This is a genomic window from Flavobacterium agri (genome assembly GCF_013401995.1).
Classification (GTDB): domain Bacteria; phylum Bacteroidota; class Bacteroidia; order Flavobacteriales; family Flavobacteriaceae; genus Flavobacterium; species Flavobacterium agri.
Map to the genome: position 1 here is coordinate 308564 of NZ_JACBJI010000003.1, position 26919 is coordinate 335482.

27 protein-coding genes and 1 pseudogene are annotated in these 26919 nt (G+C 46.6%); 7 read left to right on the plus strand and 21 right to left on the minus strand.

Annotation, left to right across the window (positions count from 1 at the left end):
* Positions 1–20 precede the first annotated feature (20 nt).
* Positions 21–656: an HD domain-containing protein gene (locus HZF10_RS08715; protein ID WP_176005806.1), complete on the plus strand. Its 636-nt coding sequence runs from the start codon at positions 21–23 to the stop codon at positions 654–656.
* Between the two features lie 253 nt (positions 657–909).
* Positions 910–1836: a magnesium transporter CorA family protein gene (locus tag HZF10_RS08720; protein ID WP_176005807.1), complete on the plus strand. Its 927-nt coding sequence runs from the start codon at positions 910–912 to the stop codon at positions 1834–1836.
* Here HZF10_RS08720 and HZF10_RS08725 read toward each other — a convergent pair whose 3' ends face one another.
* From HZF10_RS08725 to rluF, 3 genes and pseudogenes are all read right to left on the minus strand, one after another.
* The gene (locus HZF10_RS08725; RefSeq protein WP_176005808.1) at positions 1837–2388 is read right to left on the minus strand and encodes a hypothetical protein; all 552 of its coding nucleotides are present in this window, start codon (positions 2386–2388) and stop codon (positions 1837–1839) included.
* A complete protein-coding gene (locus HZF10_RS08730; protein WP_176005809.1) occupies positions 2385–2855 on the minus strand; it encodes a hypothetical protein in 471 nt (156 codons plus the stop codon). The genes HZF10_RS08725 and HZF10_RS08730 overlap by 4 nt, the downstream gene beginning before the upstream one ends.
* A gap of 330 nt (positions 2856–3185) precedes the next feature.
* A pseudogene (gene rluF / locus HZF10_RS08735) lies at positions 3186–3971 on the minus strand (23S rRNA pseudouridine(2604) synthase RluF); the annotation flags it as partial.
* 92 nt (positions 3972–4063) lie between these two features.
* On the opposite strand from rluF, the gene HZF10_RS08740 reads away from it, so the two are divergent.
* Together HZF10_RS08740 and HZF10_RS18170 are read left to right on the plus strand one after the other, a co-directional pair.
* A complete protein-coding gene (locus HZF10_RS08740; protein WP_176005811.1) occupies positions 4064–5653 on the plus strand; it encodes a S8 family peptidase in 1590 nt (529 codons plus the stop codon).
* 95 nt (positions 5654–5748) lie between these two features.
* Positions 5749–6075, plus strand: coding sequence for a GIY-YIG nuclease family protein (locus tag HZF10_RS18170; protein WP_371315646.1), 327 nt, complete (start codon positions 5749–5751; stop codon positions 6073–6075).
* An 87-nt stretch (positions 6076–6162) separates the two neighbouring features.
* On the opposite strand, the gene HZF10_RS08745 is transcribed toward HZF10_RS18170, so the two are convergent.
* Genes HZF10_RS08745 through HZF10_RS08760 form a run of 4 tightly spaced genes read right to left on the minus strand, consistent with a single transcriptional unit; the run spans position 6163 to position 9495 of the window.
* A complete protein-coding gene (locus tag HZF10_RS08745; RefSeq protein WP_176005812.1) occupies positions 6163–7005 on the minus strand; it encodes an alpha/beta fold hydrolase in 843 nt (280 codons plus the stop codon).
* Between the two features lie 30 nt (positions 7006–7035).
* Entirely contained in the window at positions 7036–7824 is a 789-nt protein-coding gene (locus HZF10_RS08750) for a zinc ribbon domain-containing protein (RefSeq protein ID WP_176005813.1), read from the minus strand.
* Between the two features lie 2 nt (positions 7825–7826).
* Entirely contained in the window at positions 7827–8921 is a 1095-nt protein-coding gene (locus tag HZF10_RS08755; RefSeq protein WP_176005814.1) for a Nif3-like dinuclear metal center hexameric protein, read from the minus strand.
* 1 nt (position 8922) lies between these two features.
* Positions 8923–9495 carry a hypothetical protein gene (locus HZF10_RS08760; RefSeq protein WP_176005815.1) on the minus strand — a complete coding sequence of 191 codons (573 nt, stop codon included), beginning with the start codon at positions 9493–9495 and terminating at the stop codon, positions 8923–8925.
* Positions 9496–9540: 45 nt separating this feature from the next.
* Here HZF10_RS08760 and lpxK point away from each other — a divergent pair, with 45 nt between their 5' ends.
* A complete protein-coding gene (gene lpxK, locus HZF10_RS08765) occupies positions 9541–10557 on the plus strand; it encodes a tetraacyldisaccharide 4'-kinase (RefSeq protein WP_176005816.1) in 1017 nt (338 codons plus the stop codon).
* Here the strand turns inward: lpxK and HZF10_RS08770 are convergent.
* Positions 10537–11613: an acyltransferase family protein gene (locus tag HZF10_RS08770; RefSeq protein WP_257008558.1), complete on the minus strand. Its 1077-nt coding sequence runs from the start codon at positions 11611–11613 to the stop codon at positions 10537–10539. The two genes, lpxK and HZF10_RS08770, sit on opposite strands and share 21 nt — an antisense overlap.
* Positions 11614–11788: 175 nt before the next feature.
* On the opposite strand from HZF10_RS08770, the gene HZF10_RS08775 reads away from it, so the two are divergent.
* Positions 11789–12601 (plus strand): purine-nucleoside phosphorylase, encoded by an 813-nt coding sequence (locus HZF10_RS08775; RefSeq protein ID WP_176005818.1) that lies wholly within the window; start codon positions 11789–11791, stop codon positions 12599–12601.
* A 79-nt stretch (positions 12602–12680) separates the two neighbouring features.
* Here HZF10_RS08775 and HZF10_RS08780 read toward each other — a convergent pair whose 3' ends face one another.
* The 5 genes from HZF10_RS08780 to HZF10_RS08800 form a co-directional block, all read right to left on the minus strand.
* A complete protein-coding gene (locus tag HZF10_RS08780; RefSeq protein ID WP_246282523.1) occupies positions 12681–14810 on the minus strand; it encodes a tetratricopeptide repeat-containing hybrid sensor histidine kinase/response regulator in 2130 nt (709 codons plus the stop codon).
* 70 nt (positions 14811–14880) lie between these two features.
* Positions 14881–15879, minus strand: a complete 999-nt coding sequence (gene gap, locus HZF10_RS08785; RefSeq protein ID WP_176005820.1) for a type I glyceraldehyde-3-phosphate dehydrogenase — start codon at positions 15877–15879, stop codon at positions 14881–14883.
* 54 nt (positions 15880–15933) lie between these two features.
* A complete protein-coding gene (lipA, locus tag HZF10_RS08790; protein WP_176005821.1) occupies positions 15934–16803 on the minus strand; it encodes a lipoyl synthase in 870 nt (289 codons plus the stop codon).
* 137 nt (positions 16804–16940) lie between these two features.
* Positions 16941–17699: a TerC family protein gene (locus HZF10_RS08795; protein ID WP_176005822.1), complete on the minus strand. Its 759-nt coding sequence runs from the start codon at positions 17697–17699 to the stop codon at positions 16941–16943.
* Between the two features lie 167 nt (positions 17700–17866).
* Positions 17867–19111, minus strand: a complete 1245-nt coding sequence (locus HZF10_RS08800) for an MFS transporter (RefSeq protein ID WP_176005823.1) — start codon at positions 19109–19111, stop codon at positions 17867–17869.
* Between the two features lie 156 nt (positions 19112–19267).
* Here HZF10_RS08800 and HZF10_RS08805 point away from each other — a divergent pair, with 156 nt between their 5' ends.
* Positions 19268–19477 carry a zinc ribbon domain-containing protein YjdM gene (locus HZF10_RS08805; RefSeq protein ID WP_176005824.1) on the plus strand — a complete coding sequence of 70 codons (210 nt, stop codon included), beginning with the start codon at positions 19268–19270 and terminating at the stop codon, positions 19475–19477.
* A 128-nt stretch (positions 19478–19605) separates the two neighbouring features.
* Here HZF10_RS08805 and HZF10_RS08810 read toward each other — a convergent pair whose 3' ends face one another.
* The 8 genes from HZF10_RS08810 to recF all read right to left on the minus strand — a co-directional run bounded on the left by HZF10_RS08810 (position 19606) and on the right by recF (position 26907).
* Positions 19606–20412, minus strand: a complete 807-nt coding sequence (locus tag HZF10_RS08810; RefSeq protein WP_176005825.1) for an energy transducer TonB — start codon at positions 20410–20412, stop codon at positions 19606–19608.
* A gap of 275 nt (positions 20413–20687) precedes the next feature.
* Positions 20688–21239, minus strand: a complete 552-nt coding sequence (locus HZF10_RS08815) for an RNA polymerase sigma factor (RefSeq protein WP_176005826.1) — start codon at positions 21237–21239, stop codon at positions 20688–20690.
* Positions 21230–22333 carry a glycosyltransferase gene (locus HZF10_RS08820; protein WP_176005827.1) on the minus strand — a complete coding sequence of 368 codons (1104 nt, stop codon included), beginning with the start codon at positions 22331–22333 and terminating at the stop codon, positions 21230–21232. Before HZF10_RS08820 ends, HZF10_RS08815 begins: the two co-directional genes overlap by 10 nt.
* Positions 22334–22982: 649 nt before the next feature.
* Positions 22983–23345: a hypothetical protein gene (locus HZF10_RS08825; RefSeq protein WP_176005828.1), complete on the minus strand. Its 363-nt coding sequence runs from the start codon at positions 23343–23345 to the stop codon at positions 22983–22985.
* A gap of 55 nt (positions 23346–23400) precedes the next feature.
* Positions 23401–24414 (minus strand): UDP-N-acetylmuramate dehydrogenase, encoded by a 1014-nt coding sequence (murB, locus tag HZF10_RS08830; RefSeq protein ID WP_176005829.1) that lies wholly within the window; start codon positions 24412–24414, stop codon positions 23401–23403.
* A complete protein-coding gene (locus HZF10_RS08835; RefSeq protein WP_176005830.1) occupies positions 24414–25082 on the minus strand; it encodes a DUF2461 domain-containing protein in 669 nt (222 codons plus the stop codon). Before HZF10_RS08835 ends, murB begins: the two co-directional genes overlap by 1 nt.
* A complete protein-coding gene (locus HZF10_RS08840; RefSeq protein ID WP_176005831.1) occupies positions 25082–25789 on the minus strand; it encodes a thioredoxin domain-containing protein in 708 nt (235 codons plus the stop codon). The genes HZF10_RS08835 and HZF10_RS08840 overlap by 1 nt, the downstream gene beginning before the upstream one ends.
* A 38-nt stretch (positions 25790–25827) precedes the next feature.
* Positions 25828–26907 carry a DNA replication/repair protein RecF gene (recF, locus tag HZF10_RS08845; RefSeq protein WP_176005832.1) on the minus strand — a complete coding sequence of 360 codons (1080 nt, stop codon included), beginning with the start codon at positions 26905–26907 and terminating at the stop codon, positions 25828–25830.
* Positions 26908–26919: the final 12 nt, after the last annotated feature.

A 26919-nucleotide genomic window follows, 5' to 3' on the forward strand; every position in this document is an offset into this window, starting at 1 on the left:
CTTCATTTTAATTCACGCTTATGGAAAAATTGCTTCAACAGATCGTCTTCATCAAAGAAATGGACAAACTCAAATACATCCTGCGCAAAACCAAACTGCTCAACAGCGACCGATGCGAGAACGATGCCGAGCACAGCTGGCATTTGGCGGTGATGACCATCGTTTTGGCCGAGCATTCGAACAAGCCTATCGATGTGCTCAAAGTGCTCAAAATGGTGTTGATCCACGACATAGTCGAGATTGACGCTGGCGATACATTCATTTACGATTCTGTGAAAAATCATGTGAATACGGATGAGGAAATGCTTGCCGCACAAAGAATTTTCGGGCTTTTGCCATCGGAACAAGCGCAGGAATTCATCTCGATCTGGAAAGAATTCGAAGACTGCGAAACCGATGAAGCGAAGTTCGCAAGGTCGATGGACAGGCTGGAACCTTTGCTTCAAAACACGTCGAACAATGGAGGTACTTGGGTGGAATTCAATGTTCCTTACGAAAAAGTTTACGAGAAGAAAAAAGTGATTGCGAACGGTTCGGAATCCATCTGGAAATATGCCGAGCAACTCATCAATGAAAGCGTTGAGAAAGGCATTCTGAAAAAAACATTTGAAATCTTTCTGGGTAAAAATTGCCACCACCACCCACCCTCAAGTTAACGCAGTTTCAAACCATCCCAGTACAGAAAAACTGTACCAAATCTTAAATTTCTCCCCATCCCATTCTCCTTAACCCAAACCAACCAATCCATCTCTATTCGTAAAAAACTCCCAAAACGCCAACCAAACCAAATTAAAACCCTACTTTCGCGGCGCAAAACAGAAGAAAATCCTTAAATGGACGATGATCCCAAATTGTTGAACTTCTCCTGAAACCGCTCTCTGCGCGGCTTCGGGATAAAGCCGTGCAAAAATGAAAACCTTCTACCAAAACCAAAACGGTCTTGTGGCCGTAAACGATTGGCATCCGAACTGTTGGGTAAACGTTGAAACGCCCGACAAAGCCGACAAGAAATTCCTTCTCGAAGATTTAGGCGTTCCCGAGTCTTTTTACAACGACATCAAAGACTTTGACGAACGTCCGCGCATAGAAATCGAAAACGGCTGGTGGCTTATCATCATGCGTATTCCGTTAAAAAGCGACGACGCGAAATTGCCATTCTATACCGTTCCGCTCGGAATGGTATTCAAAGACGACATACGCGTGACCATCAGTTTCAAGAAAACCGAGATGCTCGACGATTTCGTGACCTATTCACGCCGCAAGAAAATCGACATTTCCGATAATTTCGACTTGGTTCTGAAGCTGTTGCTGTCGTCGTCCGTGTGGTATCTCAAATACCTCAAACAAGTCAACCAAAAAATTAAACTCGCCGAGGACAACCTCGAAAAATCGATCAAGAACGAAGAATTGCAAGCACTTTTGCAAATCGAGAAATGTCTCGTTTACTTCATGACTTCGCTCAAAGGCAACGATATTTTGCTGCACAGACTGAAGAACATCCGCAGCCAGCGCGAGAATTACGATGCCGAACTCCTGGAAGACGTCGAAATCGAATTGCGTCAGGCGCAGGAAACCACGAACATCTATTCGGATATCTTAACCGGAACGATGGATGCCTACGCTTCGGTCATATCCAACAACATGAACAACATCATGAAGCAGATGACCTCGATTTCGATCATTTTAATGATTCCGACAGTGATAGCGAGTTTCTACGGCATGAACGTGCCCAACAGTTTGCAGGAAAACCGCTTCGGATTGTGGATCATCATAGGGATTTCGCTACTTTTCTCGACATTCGGCGTATTGCTGTTCCGCAAGCGCAGATGGTTCTGATCAATAATTGTTGAAACCTCCGATCAAGACGATACTTTTGCGTGCCCAGACACCGTCGGCTTTTTCGCAATAGTAATAATTGTCAAGGATGACGCTGCGTCCGGTGAGATACCAAACATAAATCAACGCTTTGGTGCGGTCGTTGCTGAAAAGTGGAGGCGAATACAAATAAACGCCGGTACGGTTGTGGTTTTTGTAGAACGCGTCTATATCCAATTCTCGGTAATTGACATATTCGGCCGCTTTCACACGCGGTTGCCACGTTTCTATATGCAGCAGGCTTTTTTTCCAAAGAGTGACGTTTCCGCCGATGTATTTCGAAATCGTGTCGAGGCGCTTCTGGAATTTCTGCTTTTCGAACTCGCTCTCGGTTTTGGGTTCGGTAAGGTAATCGCCCCAAAAGTTATTGACGTCGCGGCACATGTAAATCGCAGGTTTGTTCTCGGCCTTGTTGAGGTCGTTGATGAGCTTGAACGATTCGGTGACTACGGGAGGTTCTTTTTGGGAAAACAAAGTGCCGAAACACAAAAGCAAAGCGTAAAATAATTTCATCGGATTGGGTTCTCGTCGTAAAAGTAACGCAAATCTACCCAAAGTTTTCCGCTTTGCGTATCTAGCAGCATGCTGTACGAATTGGTTTGGGTTTTGCCTTCTCGCAGGAACAGTTTCGGATTTTTGAGTGCCGAAATCCCGTCGGCGTCGAAATCGCGGAAATTGGCAGGAATCGAATCCGTTTTTTTGAAATCGTGCAATCGCGAATATTCGACGATATCGAATACTTGTTTATTGAGGATAAAAACGGTCGTCTTTCGCTTTTTGTCCGCGTCATAATTGCAATCGGCATCCAAAACCGGCGGAATGTTGACTTTGGCGCGTACCTCGATATGATCGACGTTGAACGATTCGCAGTCGCGGCTGTTGGCGATTTTTTCGGTAAACGACACAAGTCCGAAAAAGCCCAGTCCTAAAAGTGCGAAGACGGCAATTCCGCCTACGATGATTATTTTTTTTGTGCTCATGAAAATTGGTTTGGTTTCTTCATGAACGCCAAAAGCGATGCGGAAATTGTATTAAAATTCGCCTTCTTTGCGATAACGCGGATCGTCTTTCTTGATGACTTCTATATTGCGTTTCGGAGACGGCTTGAAACTGTCGGGTCTTTGCGAATCGTCGCTGTTGCGGAAATCGCGTTTGCCGTACTCTTTTCTGCCTTCGTTTTTGTCACCCGAATCCTTTCGCGGGAAATCCCTTTTGGTAAAATCTTTTTTGGTGAAGTCCTTTTTCTGGAAGTCGCGCTTTGGCCTGTCCGATGTTTTGGCATCGGGAGCCTCCGAATCGTTTCTCGTATAATTCCTTTTCTGGAAATCGCGTTTCGGGGCAGGCGAACGGAATTCGTCCTTTTCAAAACTCGCTTCCTCGGTCTTGCTCGACGGTTCGATCAACAAACTAAGTTGCGAAATTTCGTCCTCGGTCAATTCGCGATGGCGTCCAAGCGGCAAGTCGAGCTTGATGTTGATGATGCGCACGCGTTTCAATTTCACGACCTCATAACCCAGATATTCGCACATGCGACGGATTTGTCGGTTCAAACCTTGCGTCAAAATGATGCGGAACGAATCCTTTCCAGTCTTTTCGACGAAGCATTTGCGCGTGACGGTATCCAGAATCGGGATGCCGTTGCCCATTCTGTCGATGAAGCGATCGGTGACCGGCTTGTCGACGATGACCTCGTATTCTTTTTCGTGGTTGTTCCTCGCACGCAATATCTTGTTGACGATATCGCCGTCGTCGGTCAGGAAAATCAAGCCTTCACTGGCTTTGTCGAGACGTCCGATAGGGAAGATGCGTTTCGGGAAATTAAGAAAATCGATGATGTTGTCGCGCACGTCGGTGTTGGTCGTACACTCGATCCCAGGCGGCTTGTTGAGCGCGAGATACGTGAACTTGCCTGTTTTTTCGACAATGAGTTTGCCGTCGATCCTGATTTCGTCCGAAGGGCTCACTTTCATGCCCAATTCGGCCGGTTTCCCGTTTACCGAGACGCGTCCGGCTTCGATGATCTCATCGGCTTCCCGACGTGAGCAATGCCCGGTTTCCCCAATGAATTTGTTGAGGCGTTTAACGTTTTCTTCCATGCGGCAAAGGTAAGCACTCAAAATCAACTTCGTATGCGGCTTTCACATAATGTTGGTGAATATTGCTATTTTTGGAATACAACCTGCTGACTATGAATAAACTGTTACTCCTTTTTACGGCTTTTTGCTTTTGCTTCGGATTTTCCCAAACCCGAAAAGGGCAATTCCATATTTCCGATGATCATTCTGTTCACGAATTGTATGTGGTTTTCACCGATGACAACCACGACGTGTCGCATCTCCAAACCGAATTCGGATTCGCTTTGGAACGCAAGGCGTTGGTTTCGGATGCGAAATTGGACGCACTCTCGCGAAATGCTTCGGACGGTGGCAATGCCGCAAACCGTTTACGCCATGTTTTCGAAGTGATTACGGCCGATTCGACCAATGCTTTTTTGCTCAATTTGGCCGCAAGATTGGAAATGTTGCCGAACGTTGCGTATTGTGAATTGGTTTGCCTGAAACCCGTTCCGCCGCCAGCCGATATCGCGCCGACAACGCCCAATTATTTTTCGCAACAAGGGTACATCCAGACCAATCCGGGAGTGAACATGCAATTCGCATGGAATCTGGGTTTGACCGGAAACGGTATGCGTATACGCGACGTCGAGTACGGATTCAATAAAAACCACGAGGAATTCAACGACAATCCGGGTGTTTTCATGCAGCCCGGAGCCGTGCTCAACGCCGGTGTTTCCCAAGATTATTCCGAACACGGGACGGCGGTTTTCGGTATTGTCGCAGGCAATGACGGATCGTATGGCGTGACCGGAATGGCGCATGGCATTTCCGAAATGATACAGTTTCCGGAATGGACGACTGCGGGTTACAATCCGTCGGCCGCCATAGCCGATGCCATCGAAGTTTCGGTTGCCGGAGACATCATCATTCTCGAAATGCAGGAATACGGAATCAACGACCAGTTCGTTCCGGCTGAATACAGCCAATTGGTCTGGGATTTGACCCAGGCCGCGACCCAATCGGGAATCCTTGTCGTGGCGGCTGCCGGAAACGGGAATGCCAATTTGGATTCGGCGGCCTATCAACCCTATATGGACAGAGGCGACAGCGGCGCGATCATAGTTGGAGCCGGTTCATCGGACTTACAGCACGACAAAATTTCGTACAGCACTTACGGAAGTCGTGTAAACCTTCAAGGTTGGGCCAATGACGTACGTTCGACGGGTTACGGCAATTTTTCGGCTATTGGCGGCGATTTCAACCAACGTTACTGCACGTTTTCGGGGACGAGCTCGGCTACGCCGATAGTGGCCTCGTGTGCAGTTGTGCTGCAATCGTACTATCATGATCTGACCGGCGAATTCTTGTCGCCTGATGAAATGCGCCAATTGCTGATCGATACCGGAATCGCTCAAGGTTCTGGTGGACATATCGGTCCGATTCCCGATATGCAGGCGGCAATCGAAGCGGTCAATGCCTTGTCCGTGACGAAATTTGAAGGATTGAAGTTCGTGGTTTCACCAAATCCGTCAAAAAGTACCATTCAGATTTCGGGTAATTTTTCAGCAAACGCGAAAGTCGAAATCGTGAATTCGATAGGGCAAACCGTGGTAAGATCGGACAAAACGGATGTGGATATCGCGTTTTTGTCCGCCGGAATTTACTTTGTGAAAGTCGAGGATGGGAAAAATGTAGGAGTGAGGCGGTTGGTGAAGATTTAAGAAATAATACAGTTTTCCTGTAATTGATGGTTTGATGGATTTGAGAATTTTGGGAGACTCCGACGAAGGAGGAGTCTAAGCTTAAATCCTCATTTATGAAAACTGCACAAAATCCTCATTTTGTTTACATAGCTACCAATAAAAGAAAGACAGTACTTTACACTAACTGTACTGATGATTTGGATAGTCAGATGGATTTACATCGAAAACAAATCATCATGAATGTCAGGACGTTTACATCAAAATATAAAGTTTGTTATTTGCTTTTTTATCAACGATGTATTGATGCGAGGGAGGCCGAGCGGAGGAAAACCGAGATAAAAGGTTGGAGGCGTTCGAAAAAAATGGAACTGATTTATTCAATGAACCCGGAATTGGAATTTTTGGAGATTCCGACGAAGGAGGAATCTCATCCAATATAGACAAACTTAGATTCCTCCTTCGTCGGAATCAAACAACGGTCAAAGTCAAACATGCCAAAACCCTAGATTCCTCCTTCGTCGGAATCCCTAATCCTCAAACAAAAACCGCGCAACTTCGCCGTACAATTCGTCCCCGTGCATACTGTGCCCAAGTCCCGATGTCTTGATGACCTTGGCTTTAGACCACGCATCCGAAATCTTTTCCATTTCGGTAAACCTCACCACGTCATCTTCGGTGTCGTGCGCGACAAGACCGTCGAGATTCAGCGTTTTGCCGAAAATCCTGGCCGTGTAATTATCGGGATGGAAATTGAAGTGCTCCATAAAATACTGATTGAGCAACTCACGCGATTTACGCGTAAGGCCAAGCAGTCCGTCATAATTGTCGATGATCGGATTGAGTTCGGCCGGAGAGCCCAACATTACGAGTTTGCGCAGCTTAGGATTCTGGTACAAATGCTGATAGTACAAACTCGCCGATCCGCCGATCGAGTGGCCGATCAAATAATCAGGCTTGAATTTTTCGGCTGCCGCATTGATGAAAGCCGCGTATTTCGGAAGACTGAAACTCCCTTGCGACAAACCGTGGTCGGGCGCGTCCAGAGCCACGATCGTACTTCCCGACGCTTGAAGGAACGGCAACAGTTTTTCCCAACGCCACGAATTGCTGTCCCAACCGTGGGCGAGCAAAATCACGGCTCCGTTTCCTTTCCAGGTATAGGTTTGGATCGTATCTCCGTTTAATGAAATCGTTTCGCGGTGAGTCTTGGCCAGCAGTTCGGGCAACGCATCGTGCCTGAGTTTCCCATCGCGCGGTTTGCTGAAAAAATAGTACACGACTTCTTTGCCTTTCTTCGGAAGAAGGAAACTAAGCAAGTTGACGTACAACCCGATCGATTTGGTAAGTATGAAATACCTGATTTTTTGCATAAAAAAAGCCCCAATCACGGGGCTTGTATTTTAGTGTTTGAACTCCGAAAAGAGTTGGTCCATTTTTTCGCGTTCTTCGGCGGCAAGCACATTGTCGATAAGGATTCGTCCTGAATGCTCGTCTGTGATGATTTTCTTGCGGGCCGCGATTTCTACCTGCGTTTGAGGCGGAATCGTAAAGAAAGAACCGGCAGATGCGCCACGCTCGATCGACACTACAGCCAAACCGTTGCGTACACTCGTGCGGATGCGGTCGTAAGCCATAAGCAAACGATCTTCGATCTGCGCTCTGTATTCTGCAGATTTTTCGGCAAGGAAGCCTTCTTCCTTGGCAGTCTCGGCCATGATGTCCTCAAGCTCCGACTTCTTATGCTTCAAGTGAGACGATTTTGTCTCGAGTTTCTCTTTAGATTGTGAAATCACCTCTTTTTTGTGTTCGATGGAAGCCTTCATTTCCTTGATTTGCTTCTCGGCCAACTGGATTTCCAATTCCTGGAACTCAACTTCTTTGGTCAATGCGTTGAATTCGCGATTGTTGCGCACGGTTTCCTGCTGCTTGGTGTATTTCTTGATGGCTTCTTTGTGATCCTCGATAGCGGTCTTGCGACTCTTGATGCTGTCCTCGATCACTTCAAGCTCGCTTTTGAATTTGTCAAGACGTGTGCTCAAACCGGTAACTTCATCCTCGAGGTCTTCCACTTCGAGCGGCAATTCGCCACGTACGTTGCGGATCTCATCGATACGGGTATCGATCAACTGCAAATCGTACAATGCTCTCAACTTGTCTTCAACACTCAATTCTTTCACGGATGTAGCCATATTTAAAAATACTTAACGGGATTGGTATTAACTTCGGATAAAATGATTGCAAAATTAGGGATTTTTTCCTTAAGAAAATCAAGCATGTAATTTTTTGTAAAACGCTCGCTTTCAAAGTGGCCGATGTCGAGCAAAAGCAATCGGTTTTCGGCCTCGTAAAACTGATGGTATTTGAGGTCCGAAGTCACGAAAGCGTCTGCACCTGCGCGTTTTGCGGCCGAAATCGCAAAACTTCCCGAACCGCCCAAAACGGCAACTTTTTTCACATTTTTATTTCGATATTCCGAATGTCGGATGCCTTCCGCCTGCATCGCATCGGACACCAATTGCAGGAATTCGCGTTCGGTTCTCGCCGTCTCAAGCTCGCCGATCATGCCCAAACCGATATTCTGGTGCTCGTTTTTAAGTTCGTAAATTTCATACGCGACTTCTTCGTAAGGATGCGAACCGAAAAGCGCTTTTAGGATTTTCGATTGCAGATGCTTTTCGAAAGTCACCTCGATTTTGGTTTCGTCGGCGCTTACGAATTCGTGCTTTTGCCCGATTTTGGGATTGCTGTCTTCGTTGCCCTGATACGTTCCGATGCCATTCGAATTGAAGCTGCAGTTCTCGTAGTTCCCGATTTTTCCGGCTCCGGCATCGAACAACGCTTGGCGAACCGAATCGGCGTTTGAGGTCGGGGCGAATGTCACGAGTTTGTGGATAAAGTCCTTCTTCGGAACCAAAATCTTCGTATTCACCAATCCGAGCGCATCGCAGAAAATCTTGTTCACGCCGTTTTTGTGGTTGTCCAAAGCCGTGTGCACCGCATAGATCGCGATGTCGTTTTTGATCGCTTTGAGTATTGACCTTTCGACGTAATTCGCGCCCGTAATCTTCTTCAATCCCGAAAACAAGATCGGATGGAAGCATACTACAAGATTACAATTTTTAGAAATCGCCTCGTCGATCACCGTTTCCAAAGCGTCGTGGCAAACGAGGATTCCCGTGGCTTCTATATCGGCATCGCCCACGAGCAGTCCGACGTTGTCAAAATCTTCGGCATAAGCCAATGGCGCCATCTCATCGAGTATGGCCAGTATATTTCTTATTTTCATGTCAGGTCGACCAGGAATTTAAAAAGTCTTTGATGATCCAGCCCGAATCGGTTTTTTGCATGAGCAGCACGCTTCCGTTATTGTGCTCGATCGTACGGTAAAACGTGACTTTGACGAGGGCTTTCGTATTGTTTTCGAACAGTACGGGTTTGCTCACGATCATGAGCCTTTGGTTGTTCAGGTTGAGTTTGGCGCGCTTTTCCTGGTATTGTTCGACGCTCAGGCAATCGTTTATTTTTTGTTGGATCTTGGTTTGGTCGTCTTGATAGAGCGCTTCGAGTTCGACTTGCCAGTTCGCGGGCTGCGTATCCGAATTGACCGCCGTACGGATTCGTTTCACCTCAGAAGTTGCGAGTTTCAACCCTTGCACCGCCTCGAAAATCTCCTCGTTGTTATTGGCCTTTTCGCAATAAAAGAACAAAAGTTGCTGTCGGCCTTTGACCACGACTTTCTCGTTCTTGTAATAGTTTTTTACGATGGTTTCGAGAATGCGTGACGAATCCTTCTGTTGGGCAAAAACGCCAATACTTCCGGAAAGCAGGATGACGACGGCTAAAAATACGCGCAGTTTCATTTTGGCTGGGTTCTACAACCAAAGATAAAAATTATATTTGCCTACATGATCCTGATCCGCAAAATACTGTTCCCGTTTGCCGCGATTTACGGGCTTATCACGGGATTGCGCAATTGGTTTTACGATATTGGGATCTTCAAGTCGGCCGCTTTCGATGTTCCCGTGATCGCCGTGGGCAACCTCAGTGTCGGCGGAACGGGCAAATCGCCCCAAATAGAATACCTGTTGCGCTTGCTTATTCCCAATTATAAAGTGGCGACGCTAAGTCGGGGTTACAAGCGCAAATCACGAGGTTTTGTGTTGGCCGATGAAAACTCGGATGCGCAAATTTTGGGAGACGAACCATTCCAATTCCACAGAAAATTTCCCGAAGTGGCGGTCGCTGTCGATGCCGATCGCGTGAACGGCATCACAAAACTGCTGGAACTCGCGAAACCCGATGTCATTCTGCTCGACGACGCTTTCCAACATCGCAAGGTCAAAGCCGGATTTTATATTTTGCTGACGACTTTTCACGAATTGTATATAGACGATTTCCTGCTTCCGACGGGAAATCTGCGTGAAAGCAGGCGAGGTGCGAAGCGGGCCGATATCATCGTCGTGACCAAATGCCCGAAAGATTTGTCGCAGCAACAGCAAAATGCGATTCGGATGAAAATGCGTCTGGAATCCCATCAACAATTGTTTTTCAGTTTTATCGATTACGACGATTTCGTGTTTTCCGACACCGATAAAATCAACATTGATATAATCCGAAACAAAAAGAAAGTGCTGATTGCCGGAATCGCGAAGCCGAAACCGTTTTTCGAGCATCTAAAGTCAAAGGATGACGTTATTTTGGAATTTTCCGACCATCATCATTTTTCGGAATCGGAAATATCCGAAATCGTCAAAAAAGCCAACGGAAACCCAATCGTCACAACAGAAAAAGACTACGTTCGACTGAAAGGGCGCAAGCTCGAAAATTTATTTTACCTGCCGATCAAAAGCGCGTTTGTTTCGGGAAGCTACGATTTCGACGGCGCGATTTCGCAGTACGTTTCAGGTCGGCAATTTAGTTGACGTCAAGACCTGTATTTTACCAGCGTTTTTGATCTTGTTGCGCAGCGGTTTTTCAAAATAAAGGTAGCTCACTGCAGCTATCGCAATCAAGACGGTAACCCGGACCAGTAACAAAACCGTAAAATCGACGTGTTTTTGCAGCCCGAGCTGGTGTTCGACTATCGTGAAGATTTTCATGACCGGACTTTGCAGTATATAGATTCCAAAACTGATTTCGCCCAAAAACACAAAATTTTTACCGCTTATCGTTCTGGTAACCAAATCGTTGCTAATTGCTATGAACACGATCAATGGAACGAATAGGACGGCCAGGAAACCGTTGTGGAAATCGATTCCCGTTGGGAATTTCAACAAAACAACCAGCGCAAACAAAATGGCTAGAATTGCAGGCAAACAGTTCCTTTGCGCGTTTTTCAATCGGGAAACGAAGAACAAGCCGGCTAGATTTCCGGTCAGGAATTCGTTGAGGTGCATGATCGGATTGAACAAAATGTCCGACTTACGGTATAAAGGAACGCTAAGTTTTTCGTAAACAATCAAATGGAACAAGATCTGACTGGCCAACCAGAATCCAACAATCCAGAATGCATTGAATTTGAGCTTGGTCTTTGAAAATACGCGGTTCATCAATAGCGGCAACAACGCGTAAAAAAACAATTCGACCGATAACGACCAACCAGGCCCGTTCGTGGTCAGCGCTTTGGCCGGAACCCAGGATTGGAGCATGAGCAAGTTCAGCACGTAATTTCCGATAACGACTTTGTTTTTTAATAGTTCGATCCCGAAAGTCAAAAAAAGCGCAAGTAAGTATACGGGGTAAATTCGCGCGAGCCGATTCCTGAGGTAGTCGGCAAAGCTAACGGGGCCTTTATTTCCGTAAGCCACGATCATCACGAATCCCGACAGGATAAAAAAGTAACTTACGCCAACATTCGCCTGCCGGAAAATGAACGAAACGTATTCGTTGTCAATCAAAAAGCTGCCTTTGCCGTAATGAAATATCACTATGGACATCGCCGCAATAAATCGTGTAAAGGTCAGTTGTTCTATTCTCAAACCGAAGTGACTAATGGGTAGAAAGCCGTTTTTCGGGCGTAAACATAAGGATTTTTCGGGACTGTTTAGGAGTCAATTTATCATAGTTTTTCCAGGTATTCGACGTGCTAATGGCGCGATTCGGTTAAATTTGTAAAGCCGGTCGACGAAAGGCACGCAATAAAAACAAATGACTATGTGGGAAAAAGTACAGCAGACTGTTGAATTCATCAAAAGCAAAATCGACATTTCGCCCGAATACGGCGTAATCCTAGGTTCAGGCCTTGGTGGATTCACCCAGGACATCGATATCGAGTACACGTTGCCGTACCGCAAAATCCCGAATTTCCCGGTTTCTACGGTCGAAGGACACAAAGGCGCTTTGGTTTTCGGGACGATCGATGGCAAAAAAGTCGTCGCAATGCAAGGCCGTTTCCATTTTTATGAAGGTTATGCGATGCAGCAGGTGACATTTCCGGTGCGTGTGATGAAATACCTGGGCGTGAACAAACTTATCGTGTCCAACGCGTCGGGTGGCGTGAATCCGAATTACAAAGTCGGCGATATCGTGATCATCAACGACCACATCAATATGATGCCCGAACATCCGCTTCGTGGTAAGAACGACGAGCGTTTCGGGCCGCGTTTCCTCAACATGGGCGAACCGTACTCGAAAAAACTGATCGCAAAGGCCAAAACGATCGCTTCCGATTTGGACATACAAGTCAAAGACGGCGTGTATATGGGCTTGCAAGGCCCGACTTTCGAAACCTTGTCCGAATACCGCATGGTCAAGATTTTAGGTGCCGATTGCGTCGGGATGTCGACCGTTCCGGAAGTGATCGTGGCGCGTCATATGGATTTGGAAGTGCTCGGCGTTTCGGTGATTACCGATATCGGCCACGAAGATTCCATAGCCGAAGTCAATCACGACGAAGTGCTGCAGGCCGCGGCCAAAGCCGAACCGAAAGTACGCGCGCTGATCAAGGCTTTCATCGGGCAAGTGTAGCCTTCGATTTTGTCAAAAAAAAGAAATTTGAATTCACTGCGAACCAAGCTTAAAGCCTAAAACTTATCGCCTACAGCCTTCAGGAAATCACCTGCGCAATCACCCTATAAAACACATTCGGGTCGAAAGGCTTCGTAATCACGTCGTTCATGCCGTAAGACAACAGCATTTCGCGGTTTTCGTTGAGTGAGATCGCAGTGAGTGCGATGATACGCGTGTGTTGGTCGAAAGTACGGATGGTTTGGGTCGCGATCGTTCCGTTGATACCGGGTAAGTGTACGTCCATCAAAACCAGATCGTAGTAATTGTTCTTGACGGCTTCGATCGCGTCTTCGCCATTGTCGATGATTTCCACGAGCATTTGCTTGTTCTCGAGCATTTTAGCCGTGATCATCTGGTTGATTTTGTTGTCCTCGATGAGCAGCACTTTTTTGTTCACGAACACATTTTCGTCGTAATCGTCGTCGTTCACGACCATTTGGCCCGAACTTACCTTGAAATCCAGATCGAACGAAAACGTAGAACCTTGCCCGATCTTACTCTGCAATTTGATTTCCCCGCCCAAAATATCGATGAGTTTCTTGACGATGTTCAAACCCAATCCGGTGCCGCCGTATTTGCGGTTGATTTCGATCGAACCTTGCGAAAAGCTGTCGAAAATCGTTTCCTGTTTGTCTTCGGGAATCCCGATTCCGGTGTCGATGATCTTGAAATGGATATACGCGATGTCGTCTTTTATCGTCGTCATTTGCGCAATCACTTTCACCTGGCCGTTTTTGGTGAACTTGAGCGCGTTGTTGATCAGGTTCATGAAAATCTGCGACAACTTCGTAGGGTCGCCGATCAGGATGTCGGGAATGCGCTCGTCAATCTCGATCGTGTATTTGTTGTTGTTCGAAGCCGCGAGTTCCTTAAGCGAATTCTGGATGTTTTCCAAAAGCAGCTTGAGGTTGAAATTGATGCATTCTGCCACGACATTGCTCGATTCGATGCGGTTGATTTCCAAAATCTCGTTGATGAACGTGAGCAGGTAATTGCCCGAAAACTGAAGCGAGGTCAGGTAATTCAACTGTGATTTTTTCGGACTTTCCTCAAGCAACAAATGCGTGATCCCGTTGATCGCGTTCAAAGGCGTGCGCAATTCGTGGCTCACGGTCGACAGGAATTCGGCTCTTGCCTTCGAGGCTTTTTCGGCTTTGTCTTTGGCGATCTGAAGTTCCTTGTTCGTCTCCTTTAGCAAAAGGTTCGATTGGTTTCGGATGATGTTGTTCTTGTACAGCGACAAACTCAACAGCGACAAGATCGAAATCAACGCGATCGCCAAAATCGAGATCAACTTGGCGAATTTGCTGGCTTTTTCCTGTTGACGGTTCTCGTGGTCGAGCTGATCGATGCGTTTAAGACGTTCGCTTTCCTTGAATTTCGTGTAATCTTCGGCTCCAAGTTTGGCATTGCTTATCGCGGCTATGCTGTCTTTGAGTTCGAGGTGTTTCTTGAGGAAAGCGTAAGAATTCTTGATATCCGATATTTTATCGTATGCTTGGCTAAGCGCGATGTAAATCTGGGCTTCAAGCTCGTAATTTTTGTACTGTTCGTTGAGTTCAAGCGCGCGGTTCAAATAATTTAACGCCAGATTGTTGCGGTTGCGTCCGGTTTCGATGACGCCCATTTGGTACAACGCATCGGCCTTGATCTTATAGGTGTCGTCCCGATCCTGTTTGGCGATGATACGCCCGAAAATATTGGCGGCTTCGGCGTTTTTTCCTTTGGCGCGGTACAAAATCCCTTTTTGCAGGTTGAGCAATTCTATCGCATCGGGAATCTTCAGCGTCTCATAAATCGTCTTGGCTTTTTCGAAAGTCGTCTCGGCTTGGGAATAATTTTCCTTTTCCATAAGGCACAACCCGAGATTGTAATAAGCATAGGCTTGCTCTGCCGAAGGTTTTAGCGTGTTGAAAAGCGCGATCGCACGGTTGAGTACTTCGATCGCGTCGTTGTATTTCTTGATTTCGATATACAGGTTCGCCAAAGCCAACGCCGCACTTGCCTCACCTTTTACGTCCTTGTTCTTCTTGGCGTAATCGATGGCTTTTTGGGTGTAATCGAGTGAATTCCGGTAATTGTTGATACGGGTATTGAACTGTGCGAGCTCAATATAATAAGCAGAACTGTCCACCGGCTTTTTTTGAGGATAGGCGCAGAAGGACATAAAGAAAACTATTAGCAATAATCTCCTCATTAGTGCTGTTTATTCGGTTAGGGGCTTTAAAATTAGGCAATTATTTCCGAATTGAGGAAATAAGGTCGACAAGACGCGCGGAATATCCGATTTCATTATCATACCAGCCCACGACCTTGACCATTTTACCGATGACCGAAGTCAGTTGCGCATCGAAAAGGCAAGAGTTGCGGTTGCCCAAAATGTCCACCGAAACGATCGGATCTTCGGTATAGGCCAAAATCCCTTTGAGTTTGCCCGACGCGGCATTTTTAAAGGCTTCATTGATTTGTTCGATGGTCACTTCTTTGCGCACATAGCATGTGATGTCGGTAAGCGAACCGTCCGGAACCGGAACGCGGATCCCGCCGCCGCCGATTTTTCCGTCCATTTCGGGAAAAATTTTCGTAAGGGCTTTGGCTGCGCCCGTAGTCGTAGGCACGATCGATTGGGAAGCGCCTCTGGCCCGACGCAAATCCTTATGCGGCTGGTCGTGCAGGCTTTGGTCGGTAGTATAGGAGTGGACTGTCGTGATATATGCCTGTTCGATTCCGCAAAGCTCGTCAATGATTTTGATCATCGGAGCGGCGTTGTTGGTCGTGCAGCTCGCGTTCGAAATGATGGTTTCCGAACCGTCGAGGATGTGTTCGTTTACGCCAAGCACGACCGTTTTGATTCTGTCTGTTTCGCTCGGAGCGGAAAGGATCACTTTTTTCGCACCCGACAAAATATGCTGGTTGATTTCGTCGAACGTCTTGAATTTCCCGGTCGATTCGATCACGACATCAATATCATATTTTTTCCAATCGATGTTCATGACCTCGCGTTCGTGCAGGAAAGCGAAGTGTTTTCCGTCGACGATAATCCCGTCATCGTCAAACGAAACCTCTGCGTTCAAGACTCCGTGGATGCTGTCGTATTTGGTGAGATGCGACATCGTGCGGTTGTCGGCGATATCGTTTATCGCGACGACCTCGATTTGCGCATGATCTAAAAGCAGTCGGAAGAGATTGCGGCCGATGCGACCGTAACCGTTGATGGCAACCTTGGTTTTATTCATTGGAATATTGGAAGTCAAAAAATGTCGGTTCGAATCTAAAGTGCAACGAGTCTATTAAAGAATATGCTTTTGAGCATGATACGAACTTCTCACCAAAGCCCCGCTTTCTACATGTCGGAAGCCCATCTCCTTACCGATTTCCTCGTATTTTTTGAATTGCTCAGGCGTGATGAATTCCTTGACAGGCAAGTGTTTTTTTGAAGGTTGGAGATATTGCCCGAGTGTGACCACATCTACATTGGCGTCCCTTAAGTCGCGCATCGTCTGGATCACTTCTTCCTCGGTTTCGCCCAAACCAAGCATGATGCCCGATTTGGTGCGTCGTACGCCTTTCTCTTTCAAATATCTCAAAACTTCGAGGCTGCGGTCGTATTTCGCTTGGATGCGGACTTCGCGCGTCAATCGGCGAACGGTTTCCATGTTGTGCGAAACCACTTCCGGGTCGGCTTCGACGATACGGTCGAGGTTGCGCTCGTTGCCCTGGAAATCGGGAATCAACGTCTCTAAAGTCGTCTCGGGATTCATGCGTCGGATCGCTTGTACGGTTTCGTACCAGATGATCGAACCCATGTCTTTCAAGTCGTCTCGGTCAACCGAAGTGACTACGGCGTGCTTGATTTTCATGAGTTTGATTGAACGCGCCACTTTTTCGGGCTCGTCCCAATCTACGGTTTCGGGGCGTCCGGTCTTCACGCCGCAAAACCCGCACGAACGCGTACAGATATTGCCCAGAATCATGAACGTGGCCGTGCCTTCGCCCCAGCATTCGCCCATGTTCGGACAACTTCCTGATGTACAGATCGTATTGAGTTTATATTTGTCGACGAGTCCGCGCAGCTCGGTATATTTTTGCCCGATCGGCAATTTCACCTTGAGCCATTTTGGTTTGGCCTGTGGCGCGGCGTTTTCGAGAACGGTGTCCATGTCGTTGGTTTTAGAGACGCAAATTTACGCAGAAAGTTTGTTAATACGATGTTAGGATGTAAGTCGGGTGAAAAGCCACGAAAGGCACGAATTTCACAAATTTTGATTAGTGCAATTCCGTGCCATTCGCGGCTAAACTAAAATTTCTTTTTGGCTTGCGATTCTTCTTCTTTCCGGTAATGTTCATGCGTTTCCACAGGCTGCGATTTCTTGCCCATTTTCATCTGGAAGACATCGACCAAAAGCGCGAACGCCATCGAAAAATAAATATAACCTTTCGGGATATGGACGCCCAAACCTTCGGCCACAAGCGACGTCCCGATCAGTAAAAGGAACGAAAGTGCGAGCATTTTGAACGCCGGATGTTTGTTCACGAAATTCGAGATCGGTTCAGAAGCGAACAACATGATGATTACCGTGACGACGACGGCCACGTACATCACCCAAACCTCCGTGACCATGCCGATCGCGGTGATGATCGAATCGACCGAAAACACCAAATCCATGATCAAAATCTGGATCAACACCTGCCCGAAAGTCGCCGCGACGATATTTTTGGTCTGGTCGCCGCTTTCGCCTTCCATCTTGTGATGGATTTCTTTGGCCGATTTGTAGATCAGGAACAATCCGCCGGCGATCAACACCAGATCTTTCCCCGAAATCCCAACTTCGAGAACGGTAAAAAGATCGTTGTCGAGCTTCATGATCAGCGAAATCAGCAACAGCAATACCAAACGCAAAATTCCGGCGAGGATCAGACCTAAACGACGCGCTTTCTTTTGTTGGTCGGCAGGCAGTTTATTCGCAAGAATCGAGATGAAAATCACGTTGTCGATACCCAAAACGGCTTCGAGTGCGACCAGGCTTAAAAGGGAAATGACGATTTCGATATCCATAGGAAGTTTTCCCCTAAGATAAGCCAATCAAAATTAAAGAAACATTAAAATTTACGGGCTTTTCGATGCTTTCGGATGCAGATGAAAGCGTGAACTGGTAGTATTCCATTTCGAGCAGAAAAAATGAGGATTCCGTATCACGATTTTCCAATAATCATTTAAGAGATTTATTCGGTGAATTCCAAATCGCGCCCATGCGTTTCCTGAATCGTCATCGTCGCATAAATCGCAAGCGCAAAAACGACAACGCCAACGATCAATGCCGAATGCACGACGTCTACCTTAGTCTTGAAAAAGTCGAAACCCAGCAACATCACGGGTAATAAACCACGCACCATATTCGGGACGGTCGTCGTGGCCGTGCTTCTGATATTCGTGCCGAATTGTTCCGCGGCGACTGTGACGAACATCGCCCAATAGCCCGTTCCTAATCCGAGCCAGATACAAAAGAAATAATAATGCGCTTCCGATTTCGAACCGCCGAACAACATCGCGCAAATGCCGACAGCCGTGAACAAAATCATGTACAGGATCGCTTTTTTGCGCGAATGCAATGCGTGGGAAATGAATCCGCTGGCGAAATCACCGGCCGAAATCCCGACATACGTCCACATGATCGCTTTTCCGGGATCGATGCTATCAATGCCGAAAGACGGTGCGAACTGGTTGCCCATCGTGGCCAAAATCCCTACGCAAAACCATGTCGGAAGCCCGATGGCGATACATTTGAGGTATTTTACGAGTCGTCTGCCGTTCGAGAAGAATGAGGCAAAATTTCCTTTAGCTATGTGTTCTTTCGATTCGATTTGCTTGAACATGCCGCTTTCGAGAACGCCGATGCGCAGGAAAAGCAACAACAATCCCAATCCGCCGCCTATAAAGTAAGCTGTCGACCAATCGCCCGTGACGTTTTCGGTGAGTTTGGCCACGACCGCACCCAAAAGCCCGAATCCGGCGACCATCGAAGTGCCGATCGCACGAAGTTCCTTGGGTAAACTCTCGGCGACTAACGTGATTCCGGCGCCCAATTCTCCGGCAAGCCCGATTCCCGCAATGAAACGCAATCCGGCGTATAAGGCCAATGTGTTCGAAGTTTCTATATACGGAAGGAATCCGCATGCGATGTTGGCCAGCGAATACACGAGAATCGATCCGAAAAGCACCGAAAGCCTTCCTTTTTTGTCGCCCAAAATTCCCCAAAGGATACCGCCGATGAGCAATCCGGTCATCTGGAAATTGAGGATCAACGTGCCGGCCTTGTCAATGTCGAGCCCAAGTGTTTTGAGGCTCGGAATCCTTACGATGCCGAAAAGCAACAAATCGTAAATGTCTACGAAATAGCCCAAAGCGGCCACAATTACAGGAAAGCTGAACAGATATTTGAGCTTTTCGGACAGGGTAAACGTTTGCATAGGTTTGGTTTGGTTTCTCAAATGTAGTGAAGGATTGCAATTCGATAATTAGATGATGTGAAAATTAGATAATCGGATTTGGCATACGATCCATTCGCCAAGTCCTGAGGCCTGATAATCTCCCCAAATCGCTACCTTTGCCGCAAATTCGATACGATGGAAGTAAAAGACAGCAACGGCAATATCCTCAACGACGGGGATTCGGTTACGGTTATAAAAGATTTGAAAGTACGCGGTTCGAGCGACGTGATCAAACGCGGTACGAAAGTGAACAACATCAGGCTTACCGATGATCCGGCCGAAATCGATTGTCGCGTAAACAAAACGGCAATGGTGTTGAGGACCGAGTTCGTCAAGAAAGTCTAAGAAATCCAAATCCCAAAATCCAATCGTTTTAGAAAGGACGATTGGATTTTGGATTTTTGCAATTTTCCATAAATTTAAAAGCAGGCTGGCCAGCCTGCTTTCGCGTTAAACTTTGTCTGTGTTTTGGTTTATTCGGCTTTGATCGTGATCGGAAGCGTGAACAAAGTGCGCATTTCCTGATGGTTCCTTACGCCGGGTTCCCATTTGTCTTTTATCGACTTGAGCACACGGATGGCCTCCTTCTCGAATTTTTCCCCTGGTTTGTTGAGTACTTTGATGTCGGTCATACGCCCGTCCTTTTCGATCACGAAAGATACAATGATGCGGACCGCGGCATTGTCTTCCATGTCTGGGTTATTGAATCCTTTGGCGACTTTTTTATAGAATTCGTTTATTCCACCAGGAAACGATGGTTGTTTGTCGAGAGCAGTAGTGATGACAGGTCCGGCAGGTTCATTCGGAATTCCTGGTTCACCAGCTCCAGGGGCGGCCGCGCCTGTCGTCGGATTGCCCGTGGCTGTCGTTCCCGGAGTTTCCGCCGGAGATCCTACAGGTTGCGGGTCGGGTGTCGCTTCTGCTTCAGGGACAATAACGGGATGTTCCCAGCTTGCAGGCGTTTGTGGTGACGTAGGAGGCGCTTCAGGCTGTCTTCTTGGTTCGACCATAGGCGGTTCAGGCTGGACTGGTGGATCCATATTCACCAAAACAATAGTGTCATTCGGGATTTCGGGAAGATTTCCCGGAGGTGCCGATTTGAACGAGCTGAATAAAAATCCCGCTCCCGAAATACCTCCGATAAAAAGCAATCCGTAAAAAAATGCAAGCAAAGTGGTTCTTGGGTTTTCAAGGCGCAGCTGATAGGCGCCATAAGCCTTGTTTTTTCCTTCGAAGACAAGATCGAGCCACCGTTTTTCAAAAATACTTGTTCTAGACATAATTAATTTAGTTTAAAAAGGTTGCGTAATTATGTTGCATTTTCGAAATCGATTGAGTGTTTGATAGGATAACTGTTAAGCCATCGGAAAAATTGTATAAATGTTAATGATTTTTTTAACAGGGGCTTTTTTAATAAAGATGATGGAAGTAGGCGGGAAGTTGGAATGGTCTCTTGAAACAAGTTAGACCTAACAGGTTTCCAAAACCTGTTAGGTCTAAAGTATCTCAAAAAAGAAAAAGGTGGCTACAGATTTTCTGTAAAATTTCCTAAATGTCATCGCTTACTCTCGATGATTTCGGCCAGCAGTTTCTTCGCACGCAACAATTTCACTTTTACGTTCGAAAGCGGCTCGCCCAAAGTATCTGAGATTTCCTGATACGAAAGTTCCTGGAAAAACCGCAATTGGATGACTTCCTGATAATGCGGTTTGAGTTGCTTGATGCATTGCAGTAAACTCGAAAGATTTTGTTCGGTAATCAACTTATCTTCGGCCGAAGGAGCCGAATCGGCCACATCGTAAGCCAATTGGTCGTCTTCATCGGTAATGTCCAAAAACAGCGCTTTCTTGCGTTTGCGGATCAGATCGATATGCACATTCTTCGCAATAGCGATGAGCCACGTATTGAATTGGAATTCGGGATTATAGACCGAAATCTTATCGAAAGCCTTCGAAAAAGTCTCGATCGTGATGTCTTCGGCATCAGTCTCGTTCTCGGTGCGTTTGAGCATGAATGCATACACCTCGTTCCAGTAGTGATCGAGCAAAAACGTGTAGGCCGACTGGTCTCCGTGTTTCGCTTTTTCTATGTACTGGTTTATTTCCAATGCACGGGTTTTGAGAAGATATTCGTAATAAAGATATTCAATTGGGTGAAGATGAGCACGATTTCCATGATCGGATAAAAGTACATCGTGTCTTTTTCCTTGAGCTTTCCGGCCGCCACACCTAAGGTGATCCAGGTGAAAAGATATCGGAAACCGATGATCGCCAACACGTAAATCCACATGAACTGAAACGCTAAAAGCGCGATCGGAAGTATAAAAAACAGTAGTTGGACCACAAAAAACAGTCCGAGCTGAAAACGGTCGAACGCTTTGTAATGTTTGGCTGTCGACACATGCCTGCGCTTTTGTGTGAACCAATCCTTGAACGATTTTTTAGGTTCTGAATAGGTAAAACTTTCGGTAGAATAACAAACCGTCGTGTTTTTTCCATTCGCCGCCTGGTTGATGAACAGATCGTCATCGCCCGAGCGGATCTTCATATGCTCGATAAAACCGTTCATATTGAAGAATTCCTCTTTTTTGTACGCGAGGTTGCGTCCGACACCCATGTACGGATGCCCGAGTTTGGCCCATGAAAAATATTGAACGACCGTCAAAACCGTTTCAAATCGGATGAGTTTGTTCAAAAAACCGGGCAATTTCTCGTAAGCGCCGTATCCGAGCACGATGGTTTTTTGCATCGTAAAACGCGACGTCATCTCGCGAATCCAGTCTTTCGAAGACGGACGGCAATCGGCATCGGTAAACAACAGATATTCCTTTCTCGCGGCCTTGATTCCCAAAGTCAACGCGTACTTTTTATTGCCCCAAAACGCCTCGTTGTTCTCGACTTTCACGAGCCGGATATTCGAATATTGCTTCTCGAACTCCTCGAAAATCTCAAGCGTATCGTCGCTCGAAGCATCGTCTATAAGCACGATTTCGAAATCCGGATAATCCTGTTCGGCCAAAAGCGGCACGAACCTGCGCACGTTTTCCTCTTCGTTTTTAGCGCAGACGATCACCGAAACCGGAATGCGTTTCGGCGTGCTTTTCTGGGGTTTCGAAAACGCGAATTTTCCGAAAACCACCACGTAATAAAGGAATTGGATGAAAACGACAGACGCGAATACACAAAAAGTAATGAACAGCATAGGCTGGGGTGTTTTGACGCCGCAAAGATAAATTGAAATGTTTTATCTCGATGAACGGTTTGCCGGTTTATTTACTCGAATTCGGCTTTGTGTTCGTATGCTTGTCAGAAGCTATTCCCGCTGCCCGTTGCAACTCCGCATTCCCAAATCGCATTTTTATGCTTTTTGTCGCGAGCTTCCTACGGTCGCTGCACAAAAAACTAAAAAAGTCGCTTTGTAAATTTGCGGGGTTTTCGCTTGCATCGGGGCTAGGATTGTCGTTCCTGTCGTGGCTATATCCTGAAAGATGGTGCTTTAACACTTTCGGTAGAAAAACTATACCACTTAGTTCGAAACGACCGTTAACTTCGGTAAGACCTAACAGGTTTCCAAAAACCTGTTAGGTCTTGAAGTCAAAAGCAAAAAAATGAATAGGCCAAAAGCAAAACAAAATTTTTTGAATTTTGAATCAAAGCGACTTTAACATTTTTGGCATAAAAACCATCGGCGCATCTCAAAAATTGCCGCTAACTTCCGCAAGACCTAACAGGTTTCCAAAACCTGTTAGGTCTTGACCCAGAATTCTAAATACTCAGAATCCGTCAAACCAAACATCAAAGTATAATGAATTTTTATAAAAACGATTTCTAGAAAGAAACAAAAAGACATCTCAAAACCCTCTCGTCTTCGTTCCCGTATAATCCGTCAACATCCAAATCAACAAAATCGAAATGCCAAGGCTCGAATAGAAATATTGAGGTAATCTCCCTTCAAAACCGCCCAAATAATAAGCGATACCAAATAATACGAACACTTCGGCCAACTCGATCAATCCGTGTACGCGAAAAGGAATGCGTCTCAAAAGCCCGAGCCTGAAATCGGTCAAAGCGGTCAACAGCAAATGCACGCTTCCGAAAATGTAAGTGAAAACAGAAGTGGTTTCGGGCAAATTGAAATAAGAAGGCGACAAAAATAGAAAAGCGACGATAGCATAATCCATCGAGCCGTGCGCATGCGAATTGATGACTTTCATGTTGAAGGAAATTGAATTTTCAAGATACGAAAATCAATCCCTCGCGATTGCCAATTTAGATAACGTTAACCTCGGCCTCGATCGCGATCCCGAACTTCTCGAAAACCGCACCCTGTACCATTTTTGCGACGTTGAGGATTTCGGCTCCGGTCGCATTGCCGTAATTCACCAAAACGAGCGCCTGGTTTTTGTGAACGCCCGCGTCACCAAAGCGTTTCCCTTTAAATCCGGCCTGTTCGATAAGCCAACCCGCAGGCACTTTCACTTCGGTTTCAGAAACCACGTAATGCGGCATTTCGGGATAATTGGCCTTCGCCTGTTCGTAAACCGATTTGGGCACGATCGGATTCTTGAAAAAACTTCCCGAATTCCCCAATTCTTTCGGGTCGGGCAATTTGCTTTGTCTTATCGCGATCACGGCATCGCTTACGTCTTTTATCGTAGGGTTTTCGATAGAATTCGCGGCCAATTGCTTGATGATGTCGCCGTAACCCGTATTGATCTTATGCGTGTCTTTGGTCAATCGGAACACCACCGACGTAATGATGTATTTGTTCTTTTCGGCATTTTTAAAAATGCTTTCGCGATACCCGAATTCGCATTCGTCCTTCGTGAAGGTACGCATTTGCTGGGTTTCGATGTTCATCGCGTCACAGCTCACGAACGTATCCTTGATTTCGGCTCCGTAAGCGCCGATGTTCTGGATCGGCGTCGTGCCCACGTTTCCGGGAATCAACGACATGTTTTCGAGTCCGCCGTAGTTTTGCGAAATCGCCCACAACACGAATCCGTGCCAGCTTTCGCCAGCCTGGGACTCGACCAAAACGTGATTTCCGTCTTCACCCAAAACCTTTTTGCCCTTGAGGTCTACGTGGATTACAAGCGCATCGATGTCTTTCGTAAGCAACATATTGCTGCCGCCACCCAAAATGAACTTGTTTTCGAGGCGATGTTCTTCCAAAACGGTTTTCAAATCGTCGAGAGAATGCACGGCTACGAATTGGCGCGCTTTGGCATCGATTCCAAAAGTGTTGAAATTTTTAAGCGAAAAATCGGGTAAAATCTGCATTATTCTTCTGTAGATAAGGCGCGGTTGAGGAATTCGTTAAGTGGTTTGATAAGCGCAAGTTTGGCCGATACGTTTTGTACGAAGTCTTTGCTTGCGAGCAGTTTGTCGTCGATTTTTTGCGAAACCACAAACGATTTGAGCTTCAGGTGTTCAATCGCCGGATGGTCTTTTTCTAGGCCTTTCGGAGCGGTTTTCAACGAGTCCTCTCGGTCGAATCCGCCAAATTCGGATTGGAATTTTTTATCGGCTATGATTTCGTCGAGCTCATCGTGGAAAAACTCGATCTCCTTGCGGATTTTCTTGAGGTCGGATGCTTCGGGCTGCCATTTTCCGCCGGCGATAAAGCTTTGTCCTTTTTCGATATGGATGTAATAGCCCGCGAGATTCGTGTTCTTTTGTCCGGTCGACATCCAAATACCCATATGTGTCTTGTACGGCGATTTGTCTTTCGAGAACCGGATGTCGCGGTTGATGCGGAACGTGCAGTCTTTCACGCTCAACGATTCGAGTTTTTCATCGTAAGTCGACATGACTTTGATGAAATCCGAAATCAGCGCGTGATAGTTTTCCTTGTATTTGTCGTATCGTTTTTTTTGTGAAATGAACCAGTCGCGGTTGTTGTTTTTCCTCAAGTCCTCAAGGAATTCCAGGCTTTCTTTTGCTAGCATCACAATTGTTTTTTAAGGTCTTCTTCCGATATGAAACCGTCGTGTTTCCAGGTTTCCTTTCCGTCCACATATAAAAGAAGGCGAGGCAAGGAGTCGATTTTCATTTCCTTCACCAGGGTTTTGTGCTCGTCGGCGTTGAGGCGGACGATCTTCACATCTTTGCGTTCGGTTTCCATTTTGGTCAGGTACGGCGCCATTTTCTTGCACGGTTCGCACCAAGGCGCATAAAAATCGACAAGGACTTTCTTGTCCGATTTGATCATTTCTCCATATTCCTGCGAACACATGCCGATGATTTTCTCGGGTTCACCCGAACTGGAAGCGTCCGAAGTCTCGGCATTCCATTTCACGATGCCGCCTTGTAAATCGTAGACATTTTTGAATCCCAATGAATACAATTTGTTCGCGGCTTTTATCGAACGCGCGCCGGCCGCACAATACACGAAAACCGGTTTCGATTTGTCGAGTTTGGCCACCTTCGATTCGAACGCCTGTTTCTCATACCAGTCGATGTTGACGGCATTGTCCAGATGTCCGCCGACGAATTCATCGGGAGTGCGCACGTCTAGAATCTGTGCGTTAGGGTTGTCTTTTATTTTCTGGGCGAAATCTTTCGGAGGAATGGTCTTTACTTGTTCCGAAGTTTGTCCCTGACACGAAAAAAGCAAAGAAATCGAGGCGAAAAACGCGAAAATCTGTGTTTTCATAAACGGTAAAAAAGTGTTGCTAAAGTACGTCTTTTACTTTAGAGATTGAAGATTTTATAACTCTGGTGCGTCTGTTTCACAATAGCTTCGGTGCGCTCCGGATGCGTGTCCGAAATGAACAATTGCCCGAAAGCGTCGTTGTTGACCATCTCGACGATCTTGCCGACGCGTGTCTCGTCGAGCTTGTCGAAAATGTCGTCGAACAGCAAAATCGGCTTTTGGCCCGATTGCTTCTTGACGAACTCGAACTGCGCGAGTTTGAGCGCGATCAGGAACGATTTCTGTTGGCCTTGGCTTCCGAATTTCTTGATCGGATGCGCGTCGATCTCGAACGACAGATCGTCTTTGTGCACGCCGACCGATGTGTATTGTAAAGCGCGGTCGCGTTGCACATGATCGTTCAAAAGCGCGAGCATGTTGTTTTGCGCGAGGTGGCTTTGGTAGACGATCTGTACGTTTTCGGCCGAATCGGTGATCGCTTGGTGATATTCGTTGAAAATCGGGACGAACTGTTCCAGGAATTCACGTCGTTTCTCGAAAATAGGCTGGGCGAGAACGTCGAGCTGCTCATCGTAAATCACCAAAGTATCGGCTTCGAATGTCCTGTTCGCCGCAAAATATTTGAGCAAGGCGTTTCGTTGCGTCAGTATTTTCTGATATTGGATAAGGTTTTGCAGATAGGTCGCATCCAATTGCGAAATCACGCTGTCGATAAAGCTTCGCCTCACTTCGCTGCCTTCGACGATCAGGTCGCGATCGGTCGGAGAGATGATCACGAGCGGGATGAACCCGATATGATCCGAGAATTTTTCGTAAATCTTGCCGTTGCGCTTGAGGATTTTCTTCTGGCCTTTCTTAAGGCTGCAAACGATGAGTTCGCTGCGTTCGTCTTTTTCGAAATCGCCTTCGATCACGAAAAATTCCTGTCCGTGCCTGATGTTCTGCATCGCCATCGGATTGAAATAGCTGCGGCCGTACGCCAAATGGTAAACCGCGTCGAGTACGTTGGTCTTGCCCATGCCGTTCTTTCCGACGAAACAATTGATCTTGTCGTCGAAATCGAAAGAGGCGTCTTCAAAATTCTTGTAATTGAGTAGGGAAATCGTCTTGAGATGCATGGGCGAAAAGCA

Coding starts and splice junctions, on each gene's coding strand:
- HZF10_RS08715 (WP_176005806.1), top strand. CDS start 21: ATGGAAAAATTGCTTCAACAGATCGTCTTCATCAAAGAAATGGACAAA.
- HZF10_RS08720 (WP_176005807.1), top strand. CDS start 910: ATGAAAACCTTCTACCAAAACCAAAACGGTCTTGTGGCCGTAAACGAT.
- HZF10_RS08725 (WP_176005808.1), bottom strand. CDS start 2,388: ATGAAATTATTTTACGCTTTGCTTTTGTGTTTCGGCACTTTGTTTTCC.
- HZF10_RS08730 (WP_176005809.1), bottom strand. CDS start 2,855: ATGAGCACAAAAAAAATAATCATCGTAGGCGGAATTGCCGTCTTCGCA.
- HZF10_RS08740 (WP_176005811.1), top strand. CDS start 4,064: ATGAATAAACTGTTACTCCTTTTTACGGCTTTTTGCTTTTGCTTCGGA.
- HZF10_RS18170 (WP_371315646.1), top strand. CDS start 5,749: ATGAAAACTGCACAAAATCCTCATTTTGTTTACATAGCTACCAATAAA.
- HZF10_RS08745 (WP_176005812.1), bottom strand. CDS start 7,005: ATGCAAAAAATCAGGTATTTCATACTTACCAAATCGATCGGGTTGTAC.
- HZF10_RS08750 (WP_176005813.1), bottom strand. CDS start 7,824: ATGGCTACATCCGTGAAAGAATTGAGTGTTGAAGACAAGTTGAGAGCA.
- HZF10_RS08755 (WP_176005814.1), bottom strand. CDS start 8,921: ATGAAAATAAGAAATATACTGGCCATACTCGATGAGATGGCGCCATTG.
- HZF10_RS08760 (WP_176005815.1), bottom strand. CDS start 9,495: ATGAAACTGCGCGTATTTTTAGCCGTCGTCATCCTGCTTTCCGGAAGT.
- lpxK (WP_176005816.1), top strand. CDS start 9,541: ATGATCCTGATCCGCAAAATACTGTTCCCGTTTGCCGCGATTTACGGG.
- HZF10_RS08775 (WP_176005818.1), top strand. CDS start 11,789: ATGTGGGAAAAAGTACAGCAGACTGTTGAATTCATCAAAAGCAAAATC.
- HZF10_RS08780 (WP_246282523.1), bottom strand. CDS start 14,810: ATGTCCTTCTGCGCCTATCCTCAAAAAAAGCCGGTGGACAGTTCTGCT.
- gap (WP_176005820.1), bottom strand. CDS start 15,879: ATGAATAAAACCAAGGTTGCCATCAACGGTTACGGTCGCATCGGCCGC.
- lipA (WP_176005821.1), bottom strand. CDS start 16,803: ATGGACACCGTTCTCGAAAACGCCGCGCCACAGGCCAAACCAAAATGG.
- HZF10_RS08795 (WP_176005822.1), bottom strand. CDS start 17,699: ATGGATATCGAAATCGTCATTTCCCTTTTAAGCCTGGTCGCACTCGAA.
- HZF10_RS08800 (WP_176005823.1), bottom strand. CDS start 19,111: ATGCAAACGTTTACCCTGTCCGAAAAGCTCAAATATCTGTTCAGCTTT.
- HZF10_RS08805 (WP_176005824.1), top strand. CDS start 19,268: ATGGAAGTAAAAGACAGCAACGGCAATATCCTCAACGACGGGGATTCG.
- HZF10_RS08810 (WP_176005825.1), bottom strand. CDS start 20,412: ATGTCTAGAACAAGTATTTTTGAAAAACGGTGGCTCGATCTTGTCTTC.
- HZF10_RS08820 (WP_176005827.1), bottom strand. CDS start 22,333: ATGCTGTTCATTACTTTTTGTGTATTCGCGTCTGTCGTTTTCATCCAA.
- HZF10_RS08825 (WP_176005828.1), bottom strand. CDS start 23,345: ATGAAAGTCATCAATTCGCATGCGCACGGCTCGATGGATTATGCTATC.
- murB (WP_176005829.1), bottom strand. CDS start 24,414: ATGCAGATTTTACCCGATTTTTCGCTTAAAAATTTCAACACTTTTGGA.
- HZF10_RS08835 (WP_176005830.1), bottom strand. CDS start 25,082: ATGCTAGCAAAAGAAAGCCTGGAATTCCTTGAGGACTTGAGGAAAAAC.
- HZF10_RS08840 (WP_176005831.1), bottom strand. CDS start 25,789: ATGAAAACACAGATTTTCGCGTTTTTCGCCTCGATTTCTTTGCTTTTT.
- recF (WP_176005832.1), bottom strand. CDS start 26,907: ATGCATCTCAAGACGATTTCCCTACTCAATTACAAGAATTTTGAAGAC.